This window comes from Streptomyces sp. NPDC017940, from assembly GCF_044328435.1.
Classification (GTDB): Bacteria; Actinomycetota; Actinomycetes; order Streptomycetales; family Streptomycetaceae; genus Streptomyces.
This window is the reverse complement of record NZ_JBIRHJ010000011.1, coordinates 106,381-131,846: the sequence shown is the minus strand read 5'-3', so window position 1 is coordinate 131,846 and position 25,466 is coordinate 106,381. Positions and strand designations below refer to the sequence as shown.

Here is a 25,466-nt window from a genome sequence, read left to right as displayed (position 1 = left end):
CGCCGGGGTCAGTAGGCGGGCAGGGTGCGGGGGCCCAGGTCGTCCCTGGCCGGTGGCGGGGCGAGGCGGACGGTGGCACTGAGCACGGAGAGGCCCCTCTGGGCGACGACGACCGGCTCCAGGGAGACGGAGACCACTTCGGGGTGGTCGTCGACGAGCCGGGAGACGCGCATCAGGAGCTCTTCGAGGGCCGGGGCGTCCACCGGGGCCGAACCGCGCCAGCCGAACAGGAGCGGCGCCGTCCGGATGGACCTGACCAGGTTGCCCGCCTCGCGGTCGGTGACCGGGATCAGCCGGTGGCCGGTGTCGCCGAGCAGCTCGGAGGGGGCGCCCGCGAGCCCGAAGGAGAGGACCGCGCCGGCGACGGGGTCGTGTCCGGCACGCACGACGGTGTCCACCCCGCGGGCCACCATCGCCTGCACCACCGGACGCAGCTCGGCGGGCCTGCCGAGGGTCTGGGTGAGCTCACGGTACGCGCGCCGCAGCTGTTCCTCGTCGGCGAGGTCCAGGCGGACGCCGCCGAGGTCGGGGCGGTGGCGCAGGTGGGGCGCCGTGGTCTTGACGGCGACGGGGTAGCCGACCTGCCGTGCGGCGAGCACCGCGGAGTCGGCGTCGGGAGCGGGCAGGGCCCTGCGTACGTCGATGCCGTACCGCCCGAGCAGGTCCCGGGCCCCGTCGGCGTCGAGGGTGGTTCCCCCGGCGTCCCCCGCCGCCCCCAGCAGCCGCCCGATGAGCTCACCCGCCCCCTGCTCGTCGATGTCGTCGTACTCCGGCACCTTGCCGGGCTCGGCGATGTCACGCCGCCACTGGGCGTACTTCACCGCTTCGGCGAGGGCGCGGACCGCGCGTTCGGCGGCGGGGTAGGCGGGGATGCGGTGGGCTCCCCCGGTGGGGGCGGTTCCTCTGTCGGTGGGGGCTGCTGCCCTGCCGGTGGGGGCGGTTCCCCTGCCGGTGGGGGCTGCTCGGCTGGCGGCGGGGGTGGCTCCGCTGCCTGGGCCGGGCTCTGTGTGCGGGGGCGCTTCGCTTGCCTGGGGGGTGCCGTTCTTGGTGGGAGGGGTGTTCTCCGTAGAGGGGGTGTTCCCCGTAGAGGAGGTGTTCTCCGTAGCAGGGCCGCTTCCCGTAGCGGTGCCGTTCTCCGTAGAGGAGGTGTTCTCCGTAGAGGAGGTGTTCTCCGTAGAGGGGGTGTTCCCCGCGGAGGGGCCCTCGCCGGGGAACGGACCCTCGGCCACCCCGTCCCCGGTGGCGGGCGAGGTCTCCGCAGGGCTGCCGCCCAGGGGCTCCGCGGCCGCCCGAGGCCCCGTGCTGGCGGCCGCCGACAGGGCCTCTGCGAGGCCGCCGAGTTCCACGTGGACGACGGTGACCGGCTTCGTCGGGCAGTTCTCGGCGGCGGAGCGCAGGGCCGCGGCCAGGGAGGCGTCCTCGCCCTGGCGGGTGGACTCGCCCAGGGAGGGGATGACGGTGACGACCACCGCGTCGCACGCCTCGTCGGCGAGCGCGGCGGCGAGCGCCGTACGGAAGTCCTCCGGGGCGGCGGCGGTCGTCAGGTCGCGGGGCGGCAGCGGCCGCAGGCCTTCGGCGACGCAGGCGTCGTACGTGAGCAGTCCGAGCGACTCGGAGTTGCCGAGGATGGCGACGCGCGGCCCGGCGGGCAGCGGCTGCCCGGACAGCAGCAGCCCGGCGTCGACGAGTTCGGTGACGGTGTCCACGCGGATCACCCCGGCCTGGCGCAGCAGTGCCGAGACCGTGGCGTGCGGGAGGCGCGTCGCCGCGCCCGCGTGCCCGGCGGGGGCGATGCCGCTGTGCCGTGCGCCCTGGACCACCACGAGGGGCTTCACGGCGGCGGTGCGGCGGGCGAGGCGCGTGAACTTGCGCGGGTTGCCGATGGATTCCAGGTACATCAGGGCGACGTCGGTGTCCGGGTCGTCGTACCAGTACTGGAGTACGTCGTTGCCGGAGACGTCCGCCCTGTTGCCCGCGCTGACACAGGTGGAAAGGCCCCACAGGCCGCGTCCGCGGCGGTGCAGACGGGACAGGAGCGCGATGCCGATGGCGCCGGACTGCGTGAAGAGGCCGAGGCGTCCGGCGGCGGGCAGGTCGGGCGCCAGGGAGGCGTTGAGGCGCATTTCGGGCGAGGTGTTGATGACTCCGAAGGCGTTGGGACCGATGAGGCGCATGCCGTACGAGCGGGCCCGCCGGACGAGTTCCCGCTGCCGCTCACGTCCTTCGGGGCCGCTCTCCGCGTATCCGGCGGAGATCACCACCAGCCCCTGCACGCCGTGCTCGCCGCAGTCGGTGACGGCCTGTGGGACGTGTTCGGCCGCTACGGCCACCACGGCGAGGTCGACGGGCTCGGCGATGTCGCGCACGGAGCGGTGCGCGGGCACGCCCTCGACCTCGGTGGTGCCTTCGGGCAGCGCGCTGTTGACGGCGTGCAGGCGGCCCGTGAAGCCGGCGCCGAGCAGATTGCGCAGGACACCGCGGCCCACGCCGTCCGGGGAGCGCCCGACGCCGACGACGGCGACCGAACCCGGCGCGAGGAGGCGCTGCACGGAGCGGGCCTCGGCGCGCTGTTCACGGGCCCACTGCACGGCGACGGAGCGCTCGGTGTGCTCCAGGTCGAGTTCGAGGCGCACGACGCCGTCCTCGAAGCTGCGCTTCTGCTGGTAGCCGGCGTCCGTGAAGACCTTGACCATCTTGGTGTTGGCGGGCAGGACCTCGGCGGCGAAGCGCCGGATGCCGCGCTCGCGGGCGACCGCCGCGATGTGTTCGAGCAGCGCGGAGGCGACACCGCGGCCCTGGTGGGCGTCCTGGACGAGGAAGGCGACCTCGGCCTCGTCCGCGGGCGCCGACGCGGGGCGGCCCGCGGCGTCGATGCGGTCGTAGCGCACGGTCGCGATGAACTCGCCGCCCACGGTGACGGCGAGGCCCACCCGGTCCACGTGGTCGTGGTGGGTGAACCGGTGCACGTCCTTGGCGGAGAGGCGCGGGTACGGCGCGAAGAAGCGGTAGTACTTCGACTCGTCCGACACCTGCTCGAAGAAGCTGACGAGGCGGTCCGCGTCGGCGGCCGTGATGGGCCTGATCCGGGCGGTGCCCCCGTCCCGCAGCACCACGTCGGCCTCCCAGTGGGAGGGGTAGGCATGCCGGTCCTGCGGGGTCTGCATGGGGCCAGGGTACGGGTCGCGCGGCAGCCGGGGCCGGGGCAAGGTGGGAGGCGCCGGACATCGGTCGGCGGACCGCACGAGGCGGTGTCGTACGGCCGGGCGGTGGTCGGCGGGCAACCGGGCGGTTGTCGGCAGGCGGCCGAGTAGTGGTCGGCGGGCAACCGGACGATGGCCGTCCGGTGCACCCGGGTCGGCATGAGACACTGGTCTAGACAAGTGTGAGACACCTGGAAGGGCAGCAACACATGGCTGAGCGCCGCGTCAACGTCGGCTGGGCCGAGGGCCTCCACGCCCGGCCCGCCTCCATCTTCGTCCGTGCGGCCACGGCCGCGGGCGTTCCCGTGACCATCGCTAAGGCCGACGGCAACCCGGTCAACGCCGCCTCGATGCTCGCGGTGCTCGGTCTGGGTGCGCAGGGCGGCGAGGAGATCGTGCTCGCTTCGGACGCCGAGGGCGCGGACGCCGCGCTCGACCGGCTGGCGAAGCTGGTCGCCGAGGGGCTCGAGGAGCTTCCCGAGACCGTCTGAGCGTCGCCCGACCGGGTCGGGTGCAATGCGGTGGAGCCGCGCGGGCCTGTCGGGCCTGCGCGGCTCCACCGCTTTTTTCGCTGTACGTACGTCCGTGTGGGTGGGTGGGCGGTCCGGGATCACGAATGCCCGGGACGAAAAGCGCACCGTACCGAACGGACGCGTCCGGGAGGGGATTCCTAACTCGCGAACGCGCGACCTCGCGAGTTCGTGATCGGCGCGAGTTCGTGATCGCCGCGACCTCGTGAACGCGCGAACTCGCGACCTCGTGAACGCACGACCTCGTAAATGCGCGATCTCGCGATCTCGTGAACGCGCGGACCGGAAATGGGCAGCCCGAATTCCCGCGGCCGGAATTGCTTCCCTTTTTATACGGCGCCGCCGTTAATTCCGCGCGCTCACCGTGTTCACGGGATGTTGCGAACCCCTCACGCGCCCCGCGCGGGCACCCCGCCCTGGCCGGTGCGCGGCCACGGACCGCTCGACGTGCAGTGCGGCCAGAGCGCGGGCCCGCTCCCCGTCCCCGCGGGCCACGGCGTCGACGACCGCGGCCCGCTCGGCCCACGTCTCCGTGGGCGCGGCCTGCGGCTCGGCCACGTACATCCAGGCGATCTTGTGCCGCAGCTGGGTCAGCAGAGTGATGAGGCCGGGGCTCCCGGAGGCCTTGGCGAGCGTCTCGTGGAACCAGCCGTCGAGTGAGCGCAGCTCCTCGCCGCCGCGCCGGGACCGCTCCTGGCCGAGCCGGACGAGGCCCCGCAGGACCTTCAGGTGCGCGTCGGTGCGCCGCTGTGCCGCGCGGGCGGCGGCGAGGGGCTCCAGGAGGGCGCGGATCTCCAGGATGTCGGCCGCGTCCTGCTCGGTGGGCTCGGCGACGCAGGCGCCCGCGTGCCTGCGGGTGACGACGAAGCCCTCGGCCTCCAGGGTGCGCAGGGCCTCGCGCACGGGGACGCGTGAGACTCCGTAGCGGCGGGCGAGCAGGTCTTCGGTGAGGCGCGTGCCGCGTTCGTAGACACCGGAGACGATGTCGCCCCGGATGGCCGTGCACACCGATTGCGCGGGAATGCGCATGACGGACCTCCGCTTTGATGCCCGCGAAACGCGTGGCCGGCGCTGCGGCCGGCGCACGGACCGACGCATCGAACAGCGCTCTTTCAACGATTCCGCGAACCCTGCTGATATGGACCCCTGCCGACATGGATCAGCTGTCGACCCGAACTCTATTGCAGCTGGCCCGGTTTTCCGACGACAGGCGTAATCCATGGATATCTTTTGGCCAACGGGCGCGGGCACCGGGGGAGTTTCCGGTACGCGGAAAGCCCCGGCTCGGGTGAGCCGGGGCTTTCGCGTGGGGTCCTCAGACGTTGACGCCGTGCGAGCGCAGGTAGGCGACGGGGTCGATGTCGGAGCCGTAGTCCGCGCCGGTGCGGGCCTCGAAGTGCAGGTGCGGGCCGCTGGAGTTGCCGGTCGAGCCGGAGAGGCCGATCTGCTGGCCGGGGGTGACCGCCTGGCCGACCGTGACGCTCAGGGACGACATGTGGCCGTACTGCGTGTACGTGCCGTCGTGGTGGCGGATCACGACGTTGTTGCCGTACGCCCCGCCCCAGCCGGCCTCGACGACGGTGCCCGCAGCGACCGCCTGGACCTGCGTGCCGGACGCGGCGTGGAAGTCGACGCCGGTGTGGCTGCCGGAGGACCACATGGCGCCTCCGGTCTTGTAGCCGGTGGAGACATAGCTGCCGGCGATCGGCGAGACGTACGAGCCGAGGCGCTTGCGCTCGGCCTCACGGGCGGCGCGCTCCTTGGCCTCGCGCTCCTCCTTGGCCTTGGCCTTCGCGGCGGCCTCGGCCTTGCGCTTGGCCTCGGCGGCCTTGCGCTTGGCCTCCTCGGCCTTGGCCTTGGCCTCGGCTTCGGCCTTCTCCATGGCGGCGGCCTCGTCGGCGGCCTGCTTCTGGGCGGCGGCCTGGGCGTCGATCTCACCGGCCAGGGAGTCGCCGACGGAGATGGACTGGGTGAGGCCGGCGTGCGCGTAGTCGGCGGAGGCCCCTTCGGCGGCGAACGCCGGGGCGGCCAGACCCGAGATGACCCCGGTGGTGGTGAGCGCGGCAACACCCGCGGCACCGGCGGTCGTACGCGTGATACGGCTGGGACGGCGGTGCTTGCCGGTCGGGCGGATGAACGCCATGAAGCGGCTGATCCTTTCCTTCCTTCTCGCCTACCGGGTTAGCTGACGGGTTCGGAGCAGGAAGGTCTCCTACGGGCTCCTCGCCTCGCGGCAAGGGGTCCGATTCACCCCAGGGACGTGGGTCCCCGGCTCCCCTGGCTCGCGCCGTACGGGGACTCGGCGATGACTGTCCGGTGCCGCGGGCGCGGCGTGGTGCCTGACGGACAGCCGGACTGACGCTAAACGTCTCTTCTTTCAAAGAACAAACGGATCAGCACTTTTGTAGCGCACGCCACAGGGCAGACGAACAACCTCCCCATCAATACGGACATATGGCTGCATGCAGGGACCCCAGCGACATCTTGCGTCACTGGGGTCCCTGTTCTCGTGTCATGGTTTGCCGCCCTATGGCGGTGACTATCCGCCTCTGGACCTGTGCCTCCGGGGCGGCGGAATCAGCCGGTGACCACGCTCACTTCGCCGATGCCGAGCGCCTTCACGGGCCCCTCGATCTGCGCGGCGTCCCCCACGAGGACCGTCACGAGGCGGTCGTCGGGGAAGGCGTTCACCACGGCCGCGGTGGCCTCCACCGTGCCCGTCTGCGCCAACTGGCGGTACAGGCGCGCCTGGAAGTCGTCCGGCAGGTTCTGCTCCACCTGGTCGGCGAGGGTGGCGGCGACGGCGGCAGCGGTCTCGTACTTCAGCGGGGCGACCCCGACGAGGTTCTGCACGGCGACGTCCCGCTCGGGGTCGGTGAGCCCCTCCGCTGCCAGCGTGCGCAGGACCTTCCACAGGTCCGTGAGGGCCGGGCCCGTGTTCGGGGTGTCCACGGAGCCGCTGATGGCGAGCATCGCGGCGCCGGTGCCGTCCGGCGCCGAACGCAGCACCTGGCTGAAGGCGCGCACTCCGTAGGTGTAGCCCTTCTCCTCGCGCAGGACGCGGTCGAGGCGCGAGGTGAGCGTGCCGCCGAGGCAGTACGTCCCGAGGACCTGCGCGGCCCACACGCGGTCGTGCCGGTCCGGGCCGACGCGGCCGATGAGCAGCTGCGTCTGCACGGCGCCGGGGCGGTCCACGATGACGACGCGGCCCCGGTCGTCCGCGGTCACCGCGGGCACGGGGCGCGGCTCGGCCGCTCCCCCGGTCCAGGCGCCGAGCGTGTCCGCGAGGACGGCGTCCAGATCGATGCCGGTGAGGTCACCGACCACCACGGCGGTGGCAGCGGCGGGGCGGATGTGCTTCTCGTAGAAGGCGCGCACGGCCGCGGAGTCGATGGCCGTGACCGTCTCCTCCGTGCCCTGGCGCGGACGGGACATCCGCGAGGAGGCCGGGAAGAGCTGCCGGGAGAGTTCCTTGGCGGCGCGGCGTGCCGGGTTGGCGCTCTCGTGCGGGATCTCGTCCAGGCGGTTGCGCACCAGGCGCTCGATCTCGCTGTCCGCGAACGCGGGCGCGCGCAGGGCGTCGGCGAGCAGGCCGAGCGCCTTGGGCAGGCGGGAGACGGGCACCTCGAGGGAGACGCGGACGCCCGCGTGGTCGGCGTGCGCGTCGAGCGTGGCGCCGCAGCGGTCGAGCTCGGCGGCGAACTCCTCCGCTGAGTGCTTGTCGGTGCCCTCGTTGAAGGCCCGCGCCATGATCGTGGCGACGCCGTCCAGGCCCTGCGGTTCGGCGTCCAGGGGTGCGTCGAGGTGGACCTCCACGGCGACGAGCTGCTGCCCGGGGCGGTCGCAGCGCAGCACCGTGAGGCCGTTGGCGAGCGCGCCGCGCTCGGGGGCGGGGAACGCCCAGGGCTTGGCGGTGCCCGCCTGGGGCTGCGGGTGGAACTCCATCGTTGCGGCCTCGGTCACTTCGCCGCCTCCTCGCTGGCTTCGTGGTCGGCGTCTTCGGGGGTGACGGGCTCGTACACGAGCACCGCGCGGTTGTCCGGGCGCAGCCGGGCCTCGGCGATCTCCCGGACCTCCTCGGCGGTGATGTCGAGGACGCGCCGCACCGCGGTGAGGGCGAGCTGGGGGTCTCCGAAGAGGACGGCGAACCGGCACAGTTCGTCCGCGCGTCCCGCGACCGTGCCGAGCCGGTCGAGCCACTCGCGCTCCAGTTGCGCCTGCGCCCGCTCCATCTCCTCCGGAGTGGGGCCCTCGGCGGCGAACCGGGCGAGCTCCTCGTCGACGGCGGCCTCGATGACCGGGACCTCCACGTCGCCGGACGTCTTCACGTCCAGCCAGCCGAGGGAGGGCGCGCCGGCGAGGCGCAGCAGGCCGAACCCGGCCGTGACGGCGGTGCGGTCACGGCGCACCAGGCGGTTGTACAGACGCGAGGACTCGCCGCTGCCGAGGACCGTGAGGGCCAGGTCGGCCGCGTCGCACGCGCGCGTGCCGTCCTCGGGGAGGCGGTAGGCGGCCATCAGGGCGCGCGCAGGGACCTCCTCCTCGACGACCTCGCGCAGCTCCTTGCCGATGCGCTCGGGCAGCGAGCCGTCCCGCGGCGGCTGCTTGCCGTCGTGGGAGGGGATGGAGCCGAAGTACTTCTCGACCCAGGCGAGCGTCTGCTCGGGGTCGATGTCACCGACGACCGACAGGACGGCGTTGTTGGGCGCGTAGTACGTACGGAAGAAGTGCCGCGCGTCTTCGAGGGTGGCCGCGTCCAGGTCGGCCATGGAGCCGATCGGCGTGTGGTGGTAGGGGTGGCCCTCCGGGTAGGAGAGGGCGGTCAGCTTCTCGAAGGCCGTGCCGTAGGGAACGTTGTCGTAGCGCTGCCGGCGTTCGTTCTTGACGACGTCCCGCTGGTTCTCCATCGACTCCTCGTCGAGCGCCGACAGGAGCGAGCCCATGCGGTCCGCCTCCAGCCAGAGGGCGAGCTCCAGCTGGTGGGCGGGCATCGTCTCGAAGTAGTTGGTGCGCTCGAAGCTGGTGGTGCCGTTGAGCGAACCGCCGGCGCCCTGCACCAGCTCGAAGTGGCCGTTGCCGTGCACCTGCTGCGAGCCCTGGAACATCAGGTGCTCGAAGAGGTGCGCGAGGCCCGTGCGGCCCTTGACCTCGTGGCGCGAGCCGACGTCGTACCAGAGGCAGACCGCGGCGACCGGGGTCAGGTGGTCCTCGGAGAGCACCACGCGCAGGCCGTTGGACAGCCGGTGCTCGGTCGCTGTCAGGCCGCCGGAGCCGGTCTCGGCTGTGGCCGTGTGACCCATGGGCATGTACGTCCCTTCGATCGCAAAATACGCAATGAGTGCTGCCAGTCCTGCCACTGTATGCAAGGCCCCGGACACCTGGCGAAGTTCCCGCTCCGCCCTCGGCGTAGTCGGGTTTCGCCCTGGGCGTGATCGGCCGGGCGCGGGCCGCCGCGCCCGTCGCCGCGCGCCGCCCGGAGACCATGCCGTGATCTTGGTGGCGGGTGCCGACCGGATGCGGTGACGGCGTGCCACCAGGTTGACGCCCACCGTCCGTACCAGGTCGTGGTGGACGTTCACACCGGGTCGCGGTCCGCGTTGTCAGTGGGACAGTCCACAATGGTCGGCATCAGATCCCGCACTTGTTGGTGAAGGAGCCGCAGCAGCGATGGCCCGCCGCAGCACGAAGACCCCGCCGCCCGACGACGCGTTCGAGGAGAAGATCCTCGACATCGACGTCGTCGACGAGATGCAGGGCTCCTTCCTCGAGTACGCCTATTCGGTCATCTACTCCCGTGCCCTGCCGGACGCCAGGGACGGCATGAAGCCGGTGCACCGCCGCATCGTCTATCAGATGAACGAGATGGGCCTGCGCCCCGAGCGCGGCTATGTGAAGTGCGCCCGCGTCGTGGGCGAAGTGATGGGCAAGCTGCACCCGCACGGCGACGCATCGATCTACGACGCCCTGGTGCGCATGGCACAGCCCTTCTCGATGCGCCTCCCCCTGGTCGACGGCCACGGCAACTTCGGCTCCCTGGGCAACGACGACCCGCCGGCCGCGATGCGGTACACCGAATGCCGCATGGCCGACGCGACGTCCCTCATGACGGAGTCGATCGACGAGAACACGGTCGACTTCGAGCCCAACTACGACGGCCAGGAGAAGGAGCCCGTCGCCCTCCCCGCGGCGTACCCGAACCTGCTGGTGAACGGCGCGTCCGGCATCGCCGTCGGCATGGCCACGAACATGCCGCCGCACAACCTCGGCGAGGTCATCGCCGCCGCCCGCCACCTCATCAGGCACCCGGGCGCCGACCTCGACACGCTGATGCGCCACATCCCCGGGCCCGACCTGCCCACGGGCGGCCGCATCGTCGGCCTGTCAGGCATCAGGGACGCCTATGAGTCGGGCCGGGGCTCCTTCAAGATCCGCGCCACGGTCTCCGTGGAGGCCGTCACAGCCCGCCGCAAGGGCCTGGTGGTCACGGAACTGCCCTTCTCCGTGGGCCCCGAGAAGGTCATTTCCAAGATCAAGGACCTGGTGGGCTCCAAGAAGCTCCAGGGCATCGCCGACGTCAAGGACCTCACCGACCGCGCGCACGGCCTGCGCCTGGTCATCGAGATCAAGAACGGCTTCGTCCCGGAAGCCGTCCTGGAGCAGCTGTACAAACTGACGCCGATGGAGGAGTCCTTCGGCATCAACAACGTCGCCCTGGTGGACGGCCAGCCGCTGACCCTCGGCCTGAAGGAACTCCTCGAGGTCTATCTCGACCACCGCTTCACCGTGGTGCGGCGCCGCAGCGAGTTCCGCCGCGGCAAGAAGCGCGACCGGCTGCACCTGGTGGACGGCCTGCTCATCGCCCTCCTGGACATCGACGAGGTCATCCGCCTCATCCGCTCCAGCGACAACTCCGCACAGGCCAAGGAGCGCCTGATCGAGCGCTTCTCCCTGAGCGAGGTCCAGACGCAGTACATCCTGGACACCCCGCTGCGCCGCCTCACCAAGTACGACCGCATCGAGCTCGAGGCCGAGCGCGACAAGCTGAACGCCGAGATCGACGAGCTGACGCGGATCCTGGAGTCGGACGCCGAGCTGCGCAAGCTGGTCTCCACCGAACTGGCCGCCGTGGCGAAGAAGTTCGGCACGGACCGGCGCACGGTGCTCCTGGAGTCGGGCGGCACACCCGCCGCCACGGTGCCGCTCCAGGTCGCGGACGATCCGTGCCGGGTGCTCCTGTCGTCGACGGGGCTGCTCGCGCGGACCGCCAACGGCGAACCCTTCGGGGAGAGCGAGGGCAGGCGCGTCAAGCACGACGTGATCGTCTCCGCGGTGCCGGCGACGGCGCGCGGCGAGGTGGGCGCGGTGACGTCCGGCGGCCGGCTGCTGCGGCTGTCCGTGGTGGACCTGCCGCAGCTCCCGGACACGGCGTCGGCGCCCAATCTCTCCGGTGGGGCTCCGGTTGCGGAACTGCTCGCCCTGGAGGGGGACGAGAAGCTCATCTGCCTGATGACGCTGGACGAGTCCTCACCGGGCCTTGCCCTCGGCACCGCACAGGGCGTGGTCAAGCGCGTGGTCCCCGACTACCCCAGTAACAAGGAGGAGCTCGAGGTCATCACCCTGCGGGACGGTGACCGCATCGTCGGCGCGATGGAGCTGCGCACCGGCGAGGAGGACCTGGTCTTCATCACGGACGACGCGCAGCTGCTGCGCTATCCGGCGGCGCAGGTGCGCCCGCAGGGCCGCCCGGCGGGCGGCATGGCGGGCATCAAGCTGGCCGACGGCGTGAAGGTCATCTCCTTCACCGCGGTCGACCCCGCGGTGGAGGCCGTGGTGTTCACGATCGCGGGTTCGCGCGGCACGCTCGACGACTCGGTGCAGACGACGGCCAAGGTCACCCCGTTCGACCAGTATCCGCGCAAGGGGCGGGCGACGGGTGGTGTGCGCTGCCAGCGCTTGCTGAAGGGCGAGGACTGCCTGAGCTTCGCCTGGGCGGGCCCGACCCCGCCGCGCGCGGCCCAGCGCAACGGCACCCCCGCGGAGTTGCCCGAGCCCGACCCGCGCAGGGACGGCTCCGGGGTGTCGCTCGGCAAGCCGGTGGCTGCGGTGGCGGGGCCTGTGTAGTCGGGGCTGTTCGGCTTGGCGGCTGCTGCTGCTGGCTGGGAGGTCGCTTCTGGGTGGGCGGTGGCTTCTGGGAGGGCGGTGGCCTCCCGTTGGGTGGTGGCTTGCTGCCGGGCCATGACGTCCCGCCGGGTAGTGGCTTGCTACCAGGCCATGACTCCCCGCCGGACGGTGACTTCCCGCCGGACGGTGACTTCCCACCGGGCGTGGGCTTCCCGCCTGGCGTGGGCCACCGGGAGCAGGGTCAGCTTTCCGGGTCGGGCGGAGGCGCTGAGCCGTCGTCCGACGCCTCGAACTCCGGCTCGCCGGGCGCGGGCTCGCCGAACACAGGCCCGTCGGGCTCACGCTCGTCGAGCACAGCCTCATCGGCCCCCTGCGCCCCAGGCGTCCCAGACACCCCAGTCGTACCGGACGCCCCATACATGTCGGCCATCCCATACGTGTCGGACGCCTGCTCCGGATCCTGTACGTAGCGCAGGACGCCCCACATGCCGAACTCGTCGGAGCCAGGGGCGTCCTCGTCGTTCTCGCGGCACAGCGTCAGCTGCTCGTCGAGGGCCGCGACGTCCAGACCGGCCCCGATGAGGACGAGCTGGGTGAGCCGCTTCTCCCCCGGCTCCCACGGCTCGGGGTAGAAGCGCAGGAAGCGCCCCACGGAGTGCACGGCGTACCGGTTGCGGGCGTCGGCGGCGCCGAAGTCGACGTAGCCCTTGATCCGGTACAGCCCTTCGGGCCTGCTGTCGAGGAAGGCCATGAGCCGGCGGGGGCTGAGGGGCGCGTCCGCGGTGAAGGCGAGGCTTTCGTAGCCGTGGTGCATATGGTGCCCGGGGTTGTCGCATCCGCAGCGGCCGTGGTCCGGGTGGTCGGCGGCACCCAGGTGGTCGCTGGCGTCCGCGCCGCCGCCAGCCCCTCCGCCGCCGACGGCATCCGCACGGTCCGTGCCGCCATCGACGTCGCCGTCGACGCCTTCCCCATGGTCGTGCAGGTCGTCGAAGGAGAGCTGCCCCACGCGCTCCCCGACGGGCTTGCGGTCCAGGAGGAGCCCCACGTCGACGCGTCCGTACGAGGCGGGGACGATCGCCGCACGGTCGGCGAGGCGGTGCACCTCGGCGAGGATCCGCTCCCGCTCGGCGTCGCTCACCCGGTCGGCCTTGTTGACGACGACGAGGTCGGCGATGCCCAGGTGCCGGTCCACCTCCGGATGCCGCTGCCGGGTGGCGTCGAACTCGGCTGCGTCGACGACCTCCACGAGACCGCCGTACACGATGTGCGGATTCTCGCTGGCGAGCACCATGCGCAGGAGTTCCTGCGGTTCGGCGAGCCCGCTCGCCTCGATGACGATGACGTCGATGTCCGCGGTGGGGCCTGCCAGCCGCTCCAGGTACTCGTCCAGTTCACCGGCGTCCACGGCACAGCACAGGCATCCGTTGCCGAGGGAGACGGTGGAGTCGCCGAGCGCCCCGGCGACGGCCATGGCGTCGATCTCGATGGAACCGAAGTCGTTGACGATCGCACCGATCCGGCTGCCGCCACTGCGGTGGAGCAGGTGATTCAGAAGTGTCGTCTTCCCCGAACCGAGGAAACCGGTGAGTACGACGACCGGAATCTGCTGCTCCCGCACGTGCTGCCCCTCGCGTCAACTCGCATCAACCTGGATCAAGTCACCACAACGCGTACACATCGCGGGCGGCGAAAACTGTACGACGATTGAAGCCCGCTCCAGGATATGTGCGCGTAGACGCGCCGGTTGGTGAACGATTGTTAGCGGCGCTCGCGGGGCACACATTGGGCACGGCGCAGGGATGTGTGAGCCTCGTTTCCTTCCGTGCGCCTCCTCTCCGCCTCCCGACCGATCAGAGCTGCTCGGGCACCCTGGGAGACGGCAAGCGCCGCCCATCGCTCGCCGGTCCGCACCCTGTCGCCCCGCACCGACGACCGGCGGACGGTCGCCTGATTCGGGGGTTGACATGACCGCACAGAACCATGGGGCAGGAGAGCTCCGCCCCGCAGTCGGGGTGGGGATCGCCCTCGCCGCCGGCTGCCTCGCTCTCCTCTCCGCCCAGCAGCGCAAATACGCCGAACTCCGCGCACAGGTCGACCGGGCGGAGCGCGCCGAGTGGCGGCGCGCCCTGATGGCGGAGCAGCAGGAACTACAGCTCTACCTGCTCCGCAAGGCGATCGAGGACCCGGATCTCGCTGCCGTCTACAGCATCGCGGAGGTCGAGTCGCCCACGCAGCGGCGCCAGTTCCTCTTCGCCAACGCCCTCTATACGAACGCGCTGCTCGCCTATCGCAGCGGCATCGTCAGCTGGGAGGAGCTCCACGGCCATCTGCGCTGGATATGCACCAACCAGATATTCCGCCAGTACTGGCGTGCCACCCGCCACCAGCGGGCCAGCCTCAAGGACTCCTCCGACGAGGCCCGGGTGGGCCGAATGACGGACACCTTGATCCGAGATCTGGACGAGGCCGACACCGACGAGTGGTGGGTCGTGGGCGAACCGCCACCGGAGTAGGGCCGGTTGCGGCGGCCCCGTATGACGGCGCCGCCCGGCCTCTCGCGGCGAGTCGCCGTGCCGTGTCGGGGCGCCGCATCGCCTACCGTCGACGCGCCGCATCACACCGCGGCAACGCGACGCCGCAGAGCCTGTCATGAAGGCGCAACAGGGAAAGGCTAACCTGTCCCCGCCCGTCGTCCACAGCATGGGGGCGGGTGCTGAAGCATGCCCGTATCGCGGGACGACGGCCCCGTCGGTGCGGTCGCCCCCTTCACTCCTCAAGGACCGGGATCAACTTGAAGATCGTGCGCCGCATCGGTGCGTCACCACGGGAACGTGGCAGTCTCGCCGGGGACACCTGCCCCGACATCTTCGAACTCGCCAGCGGCGACTTCGCCGTCATCGGGACAGAGGCGACCGCGGCGCTCGACAGTGAGCTGCCTCCGGACGCCGCCCGCGCCGACGACGAACGCATCGTGATCATCAGCCGCGAGACCCTCGTCCGCGCGAAGGCGGACATCCCCAACAGCTGAACCACGGCGCGGAGTGACGACCGGCGCTCACCGCGCCCTCTCCGTCGAGGTCCCCCACCCACCCCGTGGAGGCCCGCCTCCGGATGACGCACCCTCCGCCCGCCTCCTCGAACTTGCACCGCGTGCGGCCCGATGCCCGATCGGCACCGGGCCGCACGCTTGTTCCAGCCGTCCGCTCGCTTCAGGCCGTAGGCACTACCGGCACCGGCACCGGCGGAACCGGCCCCACATAACGTGCCGCAGGCCGAATGATCTTCGAGTCCTCCGCCTGCTCAAGGACGTTGGCGCTCCAGCCGACCACCCGCGCCGACGCGAACGTCGGCGTGAACATGTCTCGCGGCAGCCCGCACAGCTCCATGACCACGCCCGCGTAGAACTCCACGTTCGTGTGCAGTTCCCGGCCCGGCTTGAGCTCCGCCAGGATCGCCTCGACCTGCCGCTCCACCTCGACGGCGAACTCCACAAGATCACCGCCGAACCCCTGCGCGATCTCGCGGAGCATCCGCGAGCGCGGGTCCTCCGTGCGGTACACGGGGTGGCCGAAGCCCATGATCCGCTCGCCCGCGAGGACCCGCTCGCGGATCCAGGGGTCGATCCGGTCCGGGGTGCCGATGGCGTCGAGGGTGTCCAGGGCCCGGCTCGGCGCACCGCCGTGCAGCGGCCCGGAGAGCGCCCCGACGGCACCCACGAGACAGGCGGCGACATCCGCACCGGTCGAGGTGATGACCCGAGCGGTGAATGTTGACGCGTTGAAGCCGTGATCAATGGTGGAGATCAAGTATTGCTCGACCGCACGAGCGCGGTCCTGGTCCGGTTCCGAACCCGTCATCATGTACAGGTAGTTGGCGGCGTACGGAAGATCGTCCCGGGGTGCCACGGGGTCGAGCCCCTGGCCGAGCCGGTAGAGCGCGGTGAGCAGCGTGGGTACCACGGCGGAGGCGGCGAGCGCGTCCGCCCGTCGCTGGTCGCCGTCGATGTCGTACACCGGTCGGAACCCCTTGGCGGCACCGAACAGCGACAGGGCCGAGCGCAGCCCGGCCAGCGGCCCCGACAGCGCACTGGCGCGTGCGATGCCGGGCAGCGCCGCGCCGACCTCCTCGGGAAGGTGTCGCAGGGCAGCGGTCTGCCGGGCGAACTCGGCTCGTTGCGCGGCGTCCGGCAGCGAGCCGTGGAACATCAGGTGCCAGACGTCCTCGAAGCTGCGGGTCTGCGCGAGCTCCACGGCGGAGTACTGGCGGTAGTGGTAGAAGCCCTCACGCCCCCGGACGTCACCGAGATGTGTCTCGGTGACGACGACACCCGCGAGTCCGCGTGGGACCTCGACGGGAGCGGTGGGGGTGGCGGCGGAGCCATTGATCGGCATGTTGTTCCTCGACTTCCTCCCTGGACTTGATTTGACTGTCCATGCTTGACTGAATGTCTGTCAATATTGATTGAATCAATATGCACATCCAGTTATCGAGTCGGGGATACGGTGACGCCCATGACGGATCAGGGAGCGGACCGCGGCACGTCCGCGCGCGAAGACCGGCGGCTCAGCACCAAGGAGGCGGCGGAAGTACTGGGCGTGAAGCCGGAAACCGTGTACGCCTACGTGAGTCGCGGCCAGCTCGGCAGCCGCCGCGGCCCCGGCTCGCGCGGCAGCACCTTCGACCCCGAGGAGGTGCGGGCCCTCGTACGCAGGAACAGGCGCGAGCGCGCGGCGGCGACAGGAGCCGATGAACTGTCCGTACGCACCCGGATCACGTTGATCGAGAAGGATCGCTACTACTTCCGCGGGGTGGACGCGACCGAACTGGCCCTGCGCCACTCCTACGAAGAGGTCGCCGAGTGGCTCTGGACCGGCGAGCTGCGGCACGGAGTCCACTTCACGCCCCCGCCGGAGCAGGCCGGAGCCGCGCGCCTGGCCGTGCGCGCCCTGCCGGAGCACTGCGGCCCCACGGACCGGCTGCGGGTGGCCGCCATCGCCGCCGCTGCCGCCGACCCGCTGCGCTTCGACCTCTCCGAGCAAGCCGTCATCGGCACGGCCCGCACCTTGATCCCGACTCTCGTCGCGGCCCTCCCTCCGGTCCTGCCCACCCACCGCGACGGAGGCCCCCTCGCCGGTCGCCTGTGGGGGCGCCTGAGCGGCCACGAGCCCGACGAGGCGTCGCTGCACGCCCTGGACACCGCCCTCGCGCTGCTCGTCGACCACGACCTGGCGGCATCCACGCTGGCGGTGCGCGTGGCGGCGTCGGCGCGCGCCCATCCGTACGCGGCCGTGTCCGCGGGTCTGGGCGTCCTGGAGGGCCCGCTGCACGGCGCGGCGAGCGGCCTCGCCCACCGCATGCTCCTGGAGGTCCTCGACCGCGGCACGGCGGCCCCGGTCGTCGCGGCCGAACTGCGCGCCGGCCGACGCGTACCCGGACTCGGCCACCGCCTCTACCCGGGCGAGGACCCGCGCGCGAAGGCGTTGTTCAGCCTTCTGGAGACCATGCCGAAGGCGGGCCCGGCGCTGGCGGCGGCCCGCGACGTCGTGGTCACCACCGCGCGCCACACCGACCTCCACGCCAATGTCGACCTCGCGCTCGCCGTGCTCACCGCGTCGTCCGGCATGGCCGCGGAGGCGGGAGAGACGGTCTTCGCCGTGGCGCGCACGGCCGGCTGGATCGCGCACGCCCTGGAGGAGTACGAAGAGCGGCCCATGCGGATGCGCCCCGTCGGGCAGTACGTCGGCGAGCGGCCGCCGCAGCCGCTTCCGGACGCGGGCGACCTGCCCGGCGAGTGAGACGGCCCAGGCCGGAAGGCAGGTTAGGCTCACCTCCGTGAGTACGTGCGCGACCGCCTCGCGAGGCCTGAACGAGCCCCTCGCGGGCACCGCGGCCACCGCGAGGACGTGGCTGCTCCTGGAACAGCCGGGCCCCTGGGGCGCCAAGGCGCTCACATCCAGTCATCTGGACCCGGACGTCGGGCGCGCACTGGAGCGGGCCGCCGACTCCACGGGTGTACGCGTCGCTCTCATCCGGCGCCCGGGACGTCACGCGGACTGTGCCGCGGCCCCGCGTCACCAGGTGTACGCCGCGCACACCGCCCCGGGCAACGCCTGGCTGCGCTCCCATGTGGTGGACACGCCACGGCAGTTGCTGGACCTGGACTTCGAGGCGCTGGGCGCGGGTGACCACGGCGGTTTCGGTGCTCCGCACACCGGCGCACCACTCGCCCTGGTGTGCACCAACGGGAAACGCGACCGCTGCTGCGCACTGCTCGGCAGACCGCTCGCGAGCGAACTCGCGGCCTCCGGAGAGGAGGGCGTCTGGGAGATCACTCATCTGGGTGGTCATCGGTTCTCGCCGACCCTGCTCGTGCTGCCGCACGGATACGCGTACGGCCGCACGGCGGCGCACGCCGTGAAGGACATCCTGCAAGGCGTCCGTGACGGGCGCGTGGTGACTGAAGGGTGCCGGGGCAGCTCTGCCTGGGAGCGTCCCGGGCAGGCGGCCGAACTGGCGGTGCGCAGGGCCGTGCGCGAGGAGGCCGCGGGCGCCCTGAGCGTCGTGCACGCGGCGGGTGACGCGCCTCGCTGGGAGGTGACGGTCGCCCACACCGACGGCCGGCGCTGGCGGGTGGCCGTCGCGCAGGGCTCCTCGCTGCCGCCCCGTGCGGAGAGCTGCGGGGCGGCGCTGGGGACGCCGACGCGGATGGACGTGGTGGCGGTCCGAGAGATCGCGTGAGCCTGCCGGCCCCGCCCGGTCACTCGCCACGCCGGGCACAGGGTCGTGCCGGTCACGGGGCCGCGCCGGTCATGAGGCCGCACCGGTCACAGCTGGTCACAAGGACTCTGAGCCTCCGGCCCGACCAGCGAGGCCCCCGCTAGGAGACGCACACGCCGAGAGACGCACGCCGGAAGACGCACGCCGGGACCTTCACGCCAAGAGATCCACGCCACACTGGCTTCGGCGTGGGCCACTGACCGCCGTACCGTTCGTACTCATGAGCCCGACTCCCCCTGTTCGACGACTGCGCCTCGGCCTGCCGCGGCGCGTCTTCTCGCAGGTCCTGCTGATGCAGGTGGCGATCGCCGCCGGGGTCGCCGTGCTCGCGACGGGGCTGTTTCTCGCGCCGCTGAGCGATCAGCTGGACGACCAGGCCATGCGCCGGGCCCTCGCCATCGCCCAGACGACGGCGGCCCAGCCCCGGATCACAGCGGACCTCACCACCACCCGGCCCTCGGTCGACGGGCCTGTGCAGGCCGCGGCGGAGCGGATCAGGAACGCCAGCGGCGCCGAGTACGTCGTGATCATGAACAAGCAGGGTGTGCGCTGGTCCCACACCGACAGCGCCGAGGTGGGCAAGGTCGTATCGACGGACCCCAGCGACGCGCTCGCGGGCCGCGACGTCATGGAGATCGACAACGGTACGCTCGGCCGCTCCGCGCGCGGGAAGGTGCCGCTGCGGGACAAGGGCGGCGAGATCGTGGGCGCCGTCTCCGTAGGCATCGAGTACGACAGCGTGCGCGCCCGGCTGATCCACACGATCCCGAGTCTCTTCGCGTACGCGGGCGGAGCGCTGGCCGTCGGCGCCCTCGCCGCGTACCTGATCTCCCGCAGGGTGCACCGCCAGACACGTGACCTGGCCTTCTCCGACATCTCGGCGCTGCTCGCGGAGCGCGAGGCGATGCTGCACGGCATTCGGGAAGGCGTGGTCGCGCTCGGCAGGGGCGGCCGGATCAGACTCCTCAACGACGAGGCGCAGCGCCTCCTGGGGCTCGGCACGGAGGCGATCGGGCAGCCACTGGAGGCGGCACTCGGCGAGGGGCGCACCACGGACGTCCTCTCGGGCCGTGTCACCGGCACCGATCTGCTCACCGTCCGCGGTCAGCGCGTCCTCGTCGCCAACCGCATGCCCACCGACGACGGCGGCGCCGTCGCGACCCTGCGCGACCGCACGGAGCTGGAACAGCTCGGCCGTGAGCTCGACTCCACGCGCGGTCTCATCGACGCCCTGCGTGCCCAGGACCACGAGCACGCCAACCGCATGCACACCCTGCTCGGCCTGCTCGAACTGGAGATGTACGAGGAGGCCGCCGAGTTCGTCGGCGAGGTGGCGGGCGCTCACCGCGTGACCGCGGAACAGATCACGGAGAAGGTCCACGACCCGCTTCTCTCGGCGCTCCTCGTCGGCAAGGCCACGGTCGCCGCGGAGCGCGGTGTGACCCTAGCGGTCTGCGAGGACACCGCTCTGCCCGACCGCCTCGTGGACCCCGGCGGTCTCGTCACCATCGTCGGCAACCTCGTCGACAACGCCCTGGACGCGGCAGCCGGTCTGCGGACCGGAGACGCGGGTGTCCGGCACGCGCGCGTGGAGGTCGCTCTGCGTACCGAGGGTCTCCTGGGACGCACCGTTGTGCTTCGTGTGCGGGACACGGGCCCGGGGGTGCCTGCGGAACAGCGGGAGTCGGTCTTCACGGAGGGCTGGTCCACCAAGGAGCCGCCCGCGCACGGACAGCGCGGTATCGGGCTCGCCCTGGTGCGCAGGCTCGCCGAACGGCAGGGCGGCAGCGTACGGGTCGCCTCGGCGCCCGGAGGCGGCGCCGAGTTCACCGTCGTACTGCCCGAGGGGCTCACGGAGCCCCGTCCGGCCGCCCCCGAGGAGACGCGATGATCGAGGTACTGGTCGTGGACGACGACGTGCGCGTGGCGGACGTCAACGCGGCGTACGTGGAGAAGGTGCCCGGCTTCCGGGTCGCCGGTCGTGCGCACAGTGCCGCGCAGGGCCTGCGACTCGTCGAGGAACGACCGGTCGACCTGGTGCTCCTCGACCACTATCTGCCGGACGACACCGGTCTCGCCATGGTCCGGTCACTGCGCGAGCGCGGCCACCAGACCGACGTGATCATGGTGACGGCGGCACGCGACGTGGCCACCGTGCAGGCCGCGATGCGGCACGGCGCCCTGCAATACCTGGTCAAGCCGTTCTCGTACGCGGGACTCCGCGCCAAGCTCGACGCGTACGCGACGCTGCGCCGCACGCTCGACGGGGGCGGTGAGGCGGAACAGGCCGAGGTCGACCGGATCTTCGGTGCGCTCTCCGCCACACCCGCGCCCGATCTGCCGAAGGGGCACTCCCCCACGACCGCGGAGCTGGTGCGCAGGGCGTTGATGGCCGCCGAGGGCCCTGTGTCCGCCCAGGAGCTCGCGGAGGGCACGGGGTTGAGCCGGCAGACCGCTCAGCGCTATCTGAAGCTCCTGGAACGCACGGGGAGGGTGCGGCTGAGCCTGAAGTACGGCGACACCGGCCGCCCCGAGCACCGCTACGTATGGTCGTCCGTGCACTGACCGCCACGCCCGCTTCCTGCCCGATGCCCGATCAGGCGGCACCCGTCCCCCTGACGGCTGCACGCTCACCATCCTCCGTCCGGCTACGCGGCGCCCACCCCGGTCAGTGACCGCACCTCCGTCTCCGCGTACGTGGCCTCGTCGGCGCAGTGCGGAGATGCATCACGATGGCCGCCGCGCAGACAGGCAAGCGCGGCGGGCACTAGCCACCAGCGCCTGGTTCCCGTCATGCGCTGCGGCTTCCGTCAGAGCACGGCCTGCGCCACGCGCACCGGCGCTCAGGCGCACCGGCAGGCGGGCGGGCGAGCAGGCAGTACCGTCACGCGTCGATGCGGGAGCGGTCCAGCGTGGCGGCGGAGCTCGTGATGAATTCCTTGCGCGGGGCGACCTCGTTGCCCATCAGCAGGTCGAAGACGCCTTCCGCGGATTCGAGGTCGGAGATGTTGATCCGGCGCAGGGTGCGGAAGCGCGGGTCCATCGTGGTCTCCGCCAGCTGGTCCGCGTCCATCTCACCGAGGCCCTTGTACCGCTGGATCGCGTCCTTGTACCACACGCCCTTGCGCTCGAACTCCAGGAGCGTGTCGCGCAGCTCGCGGTCGGAGTAGGTGTAGACGTACTTGTCCTGCCCCTTCTTGGGCTGGACCAGCTCGATGCGGTGCAGCGGCGGGACCGCGGCGAAGACGCGGCCCGCCTCGACCATGGGCCGCATGTACCGCTGGAACAGCGTCAGCAGCAGGATGCGGATGTGCGCTCCGTCGACGTCGGCGTCGACCAGCAGGATGATCTTGCCGTAGCGGGCCGCGTCGATGTCGAAGGTCCGTCCCGACCCCGCTCCTATGACCTGGATGATCGCCCCGCACTCGACGTTCTTGAGCATGTCCGAGACCGAGGCTTTCTGCACGTTCAAGATCTTGCCGCGGATCGGCAGCAGTGCCTGGAACTCGGAGTTGCGGGCCAATTTCGCGGTACCCAGCGCCGAGTCGCCCTCGACGATGAACAGCTCGCTGCGGTCGACGTCGTCACTGCGGCAGTCGGCCAGCTTCGCCGGCAGCGACGACGACTCCAGGGCGGTCTTACGGCGCTGGGCCTCCTTGTGCTGACGGGCGGCGATGCGCGTACGAGCGGCGGCGACGATCTTCTCCATCACCGCGCGGGCCTGCGCCTTGGCGTCACGCTTGGTGGAGGACAGATACGCCTTGATCTCCCTGGCGACGACAGTGGCCACGATCCGGTTGGCCGCGGACGTGCCAAGAACCTCCTTCGTCTGCCCCTCGAACTGGGGCTCGGCCAAGCGCACCGTCACCACCGCGGTCAGTCCCTCGAGCGCGTCGTCCTTGACGACGTCGTCCTCGGCGACCCGCAGCAGCTTCTGCGTCCGCAGCACCTCGTTCACCGTCTTGGTCAGCGACCGCTCGAACCCGGTCACGTGCGTGCCGCCCTTGGGCGTGGCGATGATGTTCACGAACGACCTGATCGTCGTGTCGTAACCGGTGCCCCAGCGCAGCGCGACGTCCACGCCGAGCTCGCGGGTGACCTCGGTGGGCGTCATCTGCCCGTGCTCGTCCAGGACCGGCACCGTCTCCTTGAACGTGCCCTGCCCCGAGAAGCGCAGCACGTCGCAGACGGCCTTGTCCTGCGCGAGGTACTCACAGAATTCGCTGATGCCGCCGTCGAAGCGGAAGGACTCCTCACCCTTGGTGCCGCCCTCGCCGAGGCCGTACTCGTCGCGTACGACGATGGTCAGGCCCGGCACCAGGAAGGCCGTCTGCCGCGCACGCTGGTGCAGGTTCTCCAGGCTGAGCTTGGCGTCCTTCAGGAAGATCTGGCGATCCGCCCAGTACCGCACGCGCGTGCCGGTACGAGCCTTGGGGATCTTCTTGACCTTGCTCAGCCGTGCCTTCGGATCGAAGGGGGCCTCCGGACCGACCTTGGAGAACGCACCGGGGACACCGCGGCGGAAGCTGATGGCGTGCGTGTGTCCGGCACGGTCCACCTCGACGTCGAGCCGGGCCGACAGGGCGTTCACCACCGACGCGCCCACGCCGTGCAGACCGCCGGAGGCCGCGTACGAGCCTCCGCCGAACTTTCCGCCCGCGTGCAGCTTCGTCATGACGACCTCGACTCCGGAGAGTCCGGTCTTCGGCTCCACGTCGACCGGGATGCCGCGACCGTTGTCCCGGACCTCCACGGAGGCGTCGTCGTGGAGGATGACCTCGATGTGGTCGCAGTACCCGCCGAGGGCCTCGTCGACGGAGTTGTCGATGATCTCCCACAGGCAGTGCATCAGGCCACGGCTGTCCGTGGACCCGATGTACATGCCCGGACGCTTGCGGACGGCTTCGAGCCCCTCCAGGACGAGCAGGTGCCGCGCGGTGTAGTTGGACCCGTCCCGGTCTGCTCCGGTCAGCAACGCTGTGGACGGCACGGACGTCTCGGCGGTCACGCGGTTCGCTCCTCGCTGAATTTCAAGGGAGGCCCTTTGGGGTAAGGGCCCGGCTTCTGGTGCCCGTCAGAGGGTACCGAGGCCTGGTAGAGCCGTTGGCACGCCACCCTCGGCTCGGCCCAGCGTAAACGAGAAGCGTACGGGTGTTCGATCCCTCGATGGAGTGAAGCACACATCACGTTCCCTTCCAGGCATGAACCATTTAGGCTCCGGGCACGTCCTCATGAACAACCGGCAAGCCAGCCGGCGAGGACCTGACCTGACAGACAGCGCGAAACCGTACGACACGTAAGACACGCAATACGGCACATTCGCCGCCAACCGGCAGCAGACAGCCGCCTCGGAAGAAAAATTCGAGGAAAAGCCGCGAGCGGGAACGTTTTCGGCCTGGTTGGATGTTGACCCTGGTACGACAGCTCGTCGAGCTAGAGAAGAGGCGACGTGACTACTGTTCTGACCCCCGCGAGCCCCCTGACGGCCGCTGACCGCTGCGACCGCTGCGGCGCCCAGGCGTACCTGCGCGTCGTCCTGGTCAGCGGCGGTGAACTGCTCTTCTGCGCCCACCACGGTCGCAAGTTCGAGCCGGAACTCAAGAAGATCGCCGCTGAGATACAGGATGAGACGGAGCGCCTGACCGCAGCACCGGCCAGCTCCTCCGAAGAGGAACGCTGACGCCTCGCAACCACGACGAGCGAGCGGCGGGCCACCGAGCCTGCGAGCGGGCGGCTGCCCCTGCTAATCCAGGGACAGCCGCCCGCTCTTGTTCTTCGGTGCCGCTTGGCCGCCAGTCGTGTTTGTCGGTGCCGCCGAGCCGCCAGCCGTGTTCCTCGGTGCCGGACCGTCAGCCGTGCTCCGCGCGTCGCAGGGCCGTCAGCCGTGCCGTTTGGACACCTGTACGGCCTCAGAGGCCCGTGTGTACACCCCGGGGCTCCCCGCGCGGCCGCAGCCCTCTCCCCACGACACCAGGCCAATGAGCTTGCCGCGGGCCACCAGCGGCCCGCCACTGTCCCCCTGACAGGCGTCACGGCCGCCCTGGAGCTCGCCCGCGCAGAGCATGGACTCGGGCGTGTACGTCCCGTCCGCACTGCCCGGGTACGCCTCCTGGCACTCCTTGTCCGCGAGCACCGTCACGTCCGCGGCGTGCAGCAACCGCGCGTAGTTGCCGCGCCCCGTGGTGTCACCCCACCCGTAGACGGTCGCGCTCGTGCCCGGCTTGTAGGCCTCGTCACCGGCTCCCGCCGCCTGGATCACGTAGCTCTCCGGGAGCGGCTGCGCCAGAGTCAGCGTCGCGAAGTCGCCGGCGTTGGTGGAGGCGTCGTACCGCGGATTGATCTTCACCGCGCTGACCGCGATCTCGCTGCCCGCGTTCGTGGCCAGGTCCTCGCGGCCCGCGACGACCTTCAGGTCCGACACCCGGCGCAGCGGTACGCCCAGAACTTCCTTGCCCATGCAGTGCGCGGCCGTGAGGACCGTCGAGCGCCCGACGACGACACCGCCGCAGAACTGACCCGACCGGGTACCCCCGAACCGGTCACGGCTGGCGAGGGCCACCACCCATGGACTGTCGGCCACTCGTACCGGCTTGCCTCCGACGACGACGCTGTCGGCCGTCGCGGGGGACTGGGAGGCCAGGGGCAGCACGGCTGCCGCAGCCCCCAGGACCGCCGCTTGCGCCAGCGTTCGGACGATGGGACGACGCATGCGATCTCCTCACTCTGGGTTGCAATCGCACACCCAGAGTCAGTCACCACTCCACACCCCGCACGTGCGCCACGCGGGCAGGAGCGCGGGACGACGGGACTCCGCGTCCGGGGCGTGACCGCACGCACG

At 71.3% G+C, this 25,466-nt stretch carries 18 protein-coding genes and 1 riboswitch; of the genes, 9 read left to right on the top strand and 9 right to left on the bottom strand.

Annotated elements, in window-relative coordinates; all coding sequences use genetic code 11:
* Positions 1 to 8 precede the first annotated feature (8 nt).
* Entirely contained in the window at positions 9 to 3,164 is a 3,156-nt protein-coding gene (locus tag ACH4DX_RS32010) for a GNAT family N-acetyltransferase (RefSeq protein ID WP_398157662.1), read from the bottom strand.
* Positions 3,165 to 3,409: 245 nt separating this feature from the next.
* Between ACH4DX_RS32010 and ACH4DX_RS32005 the strand changes: the two genes are divergently transcribed.
* Positions 3,410 to 3,691, top strand: coding sequence for an HPr family phosphocarrier protein (locus ACH4DX_RS32005; protein WP_030021209.1), 282 nt, complete (start codon positions 3,410 to 3,412; stop codon positions 3,689 to 3,691).
* Between the two features lie 384 nt (positions 3,692 to 4,075).
* On the opposite strand, the gene ACH4DX_RS32000 is transcribed toward ACH4DX_RS32005, so the two are convergent.
* The 4 genes from ACH4DX_RS32000 to ACH4DX_RS31985 form a co-directional block, all read right to left on the bottom strand.
* Positions 4,076 to 4,759 carry a GntR family transcriptional regulator gene (locus tag ACH4DX_RS32000; protein ID WP_398157661.1) on the bottom strand — a complete coding sequence of 228 codons (684 nt, stop codon included), beginning with the start codon at positions 4,757 to 4,759 and terminating at the stop codon, positions 4,076 to 4,078.
* A gap of 286 nt (positions 4,760 to 5,045) precedes the next feature.
* Positions 5,046 to 5,873, bottom strand: a complete 828-nt coding sequence (locus tag ACH4DX_RS31995; protein ID WP_398157660.1) for a M23 family metallopeptidase — start codon at positions 5,871 to 5,873, stop codon at positions 5,046 to 5,048.
* Between the two features lie 13 nt (positions 5,874 to 5,886).
* Positions 5,887 to 6,045, bottom strand: a riboswitch (cyclic di-AMP (ydaO/yuaA leader).
* Between the two features lie 262 nt (positions 6,046 to 6,307).
* Positions 6,308 to 7,693 carry a M16 family metallopeptidase gene (locus ACH4DX_RS31990; RefSeq protein WP_398115803.1) on the bottom strand — a complete coding sequence of 462 codons (1,386 nt, stop codon included), beginning with the start codon at positions 7,691 to 7,693 and terminating at the stop codon, positions 6,308 to 6,310.
* Positions 7,690 to 9,036, bottom strand: coding sequence for a M16 family metallopeptidase (locus ACH4DX_RS31985; RefSeq protein ID WP_398115805.1), 1,347 nt, complete (start codon positions 9,034 to 9,036; stop codon positions 7,690 to 7,692). Before ACH4DX_RS31985 ends, ACH4DX_RS31990 begins: the two co-directional genes overlap by 4 nt.
* Before the next feature lie 361 nt (positions 9,037 to 9,397).
* Between ACH4DX_RS31985 and ACH4DX_RS31980 the strand changes: the two genes are divergently transcribed.
* Positions 9,398 to 11,851, top strand: coding sequence for a DNA topoisomerase (ATP-hydrolyzing) subunit A (locus ACH4DX_RS31980; protein WP_398115807.1), 2,454 nt, complete (start codon positions 9,398 to 9,400; stop codon positions 11,849 to 11,851).
* A gap of 241 nt (positions 11,852 to 12,092) precedes the next feature.
* On the opposite strand, the gene ACH4DX_RS31975 is transcribed toward ACH4DX_RS31980, so the two are convergent.
* Entirely contained in the window at positions 12,093 to 13,469 is a 1,377-nt protein-coding gene (locus tag ACH4DX_RS31975; protein WP_398157659.1) for a CobW family GTP-binding protein, read from the bottom strand.
* 346 nt (positions 13,470 to 13,815) lie between these two features.
* Here ACH4DX_RS31975 and ACH4DX_RS31970 point away from each other — a divergent pair, with 346 nt between their 5' ends.
* Both ACH4DX_RS31970 and ACH4DX_RS31965 read left to right on the top strand, forming a co-directional pair.
* The gene (locus tag ACH4DX_RS31970; protein WP_398115810.1) at positions 13,816 to 14,364 is read left to right on the top strand and encodes a DUF6082 family protein; all 549 of its coding nucleotides are present in this window, start codon (positions 13,816 to 13,818) and stop codon (positions 14,362 to 14,364) included.
* A 278-nt stretch (positions 14,365 to 14,642) separates the two neighbouring features.
* Positions 14,643 to 14,879, top strand: coding sequence for a hypothetical protein (locus ACH4DX_RS31965; RefSeq protein WP_398115812.1), 237 nt, complete (start codon positions 14,643 to 14,645; stop codon positions 14,877 to 14,879).
* A gap of 181 nt (positions 14,880 to 15,060) precedes the next feature.
* On the opposite strand, the gene ACH4DX_RS31960 is transcribed toward ACH4DX_RS31965, so the two are convergent.
* Positions 15,061 to 16,242, bottom strand: a complete 1,182-nt coding sequence (locus tag ACH4DX_RS31960) for a citrate synthase (protein WP_398157658.1) — start codon at positions 16,240 to 16,242, stop codon at positions 15,061 to 15,063.
* A 120-nt stretch (positions 16,243 to 16,362) separates the two neighbouring features.
* Here ACH4DX_RS31960 and ACH4DX_RS31955 point away from each other — a divergent pair, with 120 nt between their 5' ends.
* The 4 genes from ACH4DX_RS31955 to ACH4DX_RS31940 all read left to right on the top strand — a co-directional run bounded on the left by ACH4DX_RS31955 (position 16,363) and on the right by ACH4DX_RS31940 (position 21,193).
* Complete coding sequence (locus tag ACH4DX_RS31955; protein WP_398157657.1) at positions 16,363 to 17,646, top strand: citrate synthase; 1,284 nt, start codon at positions 16,363 to 16,365, stop codon at positions 17,644 to 17,646.
* 37 nt (positions 17,647 to 17,683) lie between these two features.
* The gene (locus ACH4DX_RS31950; protein WP_398157656.1) at positions 17,684 to 18,589 is read left to right on the top strand and encodes a sucrase ferredoxin; all 906 of its coding nucleotides are present in this window, start codon (positions 17,684 to 17,686) and stop codon (positions 18,587 to 18,589) included.
* 259 nt (positions 18,590 to 18,848) lie between these two features.
* Positions 18,849 to 20,519, top strand: a complete 1,671-nt coding sequence (locus tag ACH4DX_RS31945) for an ATP-binding protein (RefSeq protein WP_398157655.1) — start codon at positions 18,849 to 18,851, stop codon at positions 20,517 to 20,519.
* Positions 20,516 to 21,193, top strand: coding sequence for a response regulator (locus tag ACH4DX_RS31940; protein WP_398157654.1), 678 nt, complete (start codon positions 20,516 to 20,518; stop codon positions 21,191 to 21,193). Before ACH4DX_RS31945 ends, ACH4DX_RS31940 begins: the two co-directional genes overlap by 4 nt.
* 319 nt (positions 21,194 to 21,512) lie before the next feature.
* Here the strand turns inward: ACH4DX_RS31940 and ACH4DX_RS31935 are convergent, their stop codons facing one another.
* On the bottom strand, positions 21,513 to 23,636 hold the full coding sequence (locus tag ACH4DX_RS31935; RefSeq protein ID WP_398157653.1) for a type IIA DNA topoisomerase subunit B: 2,124 nt from the start codon (positions 23,634 to 23,636) through the stop codon (positions 21,513 to 21,515).
* Between the two features lie 441 nt (positions 23,637 to 24,077).
* Here ACH4DX_RS31935 and ACH4DX_RS31930 point away from each other — a divergent pair, with 441 nt between their 5' ends.
* Positions 24,078 to 24,308, top strand: coding sequence for a hypothetical protein (locus tag ACH4DX_RS31930; protein ID WP_398115826.1), 231 nt, complete (start codon positions 24,078 to 24,080; stop codon positions 24,306 to 24,308).
* A 198-nt stretch (positions 24,309 to 24,506) separates the two neighbouring features.
* Here ACH4DX_RS31930 and ACH4DX_RS31925 read toward each other — a convergent pair whose 3' ends face one another.
* A complete protein-coding gene (locus ACH4DX_RS31925; protein ID WP_398115828.1) occupies positions 24,507 to 25,337 on the bottom strand; it encodes a serine protease in 831 nt (276 codons plus the stop codon).
* Between the last annotated feature and the right edge of the window lie 129 nt (positions 25,338 to 25,466).

Coding starts and splice junctions, on each gene's coding strand:
- ACH4DX_RS32010 (WP_398157662.1), bottom strand. CDS start 3,164: ATGCAGACCCCGCAGGACCGGCATGCCTACCCCTCCCACTGGGAGGCC.
- ACH4DX_RS32005 (WP_030021209.1), top strand. CDS start 3,410: ATGGCTGAGCGCCGCGTCAACGTCGGCTGGGCCGAGGGCCTCCACGCC.
- ACH4DX_RS32000 (WP_398157661.1), bottom strand. CDS start 4,759: ATGCGCATTCCCGCGCAATCGGTGTGCACGGCCATCCGGGGCGACATC.
- ACH4DX_RS31995 (WP_398157660.1), bottom strand. CDS start 5,873: ATGGCGTTCATCCGCCCGACCGGCAAGCACCGCCGTCCCAGCCGTATC.
- ACH4DX_RS31985 (WP_398115805.1), bottom strand. CDS start 9,036: ATGCCCATGGGTCACACGGCCACAGCCGAGACCGGCTCCGGCGGCCTG.
- ACH4DX_RS31980 (WP_398115807.1), top strand. CDS start 9,398: ATGGCCCGCCGCAGCACGAAGACCCCGCCGCCCGACGACGCGTTCGAG.
- ACH4DX_RS31970 (WP_398115810.1), top strand. CDS start 13,816: ATGACCGCACAGAACCATGGGGCAGGAGAGCTCCGCCCCGCAGTCGGG.
- ACH4DX_RS31960 (WP_398157658.1), bottom strand. CDS start 16,242: ATGCCGATCAATGGCTCCGCCGCCACCCCCACCGCTCCCGTCGAGGTC.
- ACH4DX_RS31955 (WP_398157657.1), top strand. CDS start 16,363: ATGACGGATCAGGGAGCGGACCGCGGCACGTCCGCGCGCGAAGACCGG.
- ACH4DX_RS31945 (WP_398157655.1), top strand. CDS start 18,849: ATGAGCCCGACTCCCCCTGTTCGACGACTGCGCCTCGGCCTGCCGCGG.
- ACH4DX_RS31940 (WP_398157654.1), top strand. CDS start 20,516: ATGATCGAGGTACTGGTCGTGGACGACGACGTGCGCGTGGCGGACGTC.
- ACH4DX_RS31925 (WP_398115828.1), bottom strand. CDS start 25,337: ATGCGTCGTCCCATCGTCCGAACGCTGGCGCAAGCGGCGGTCCTGGGG.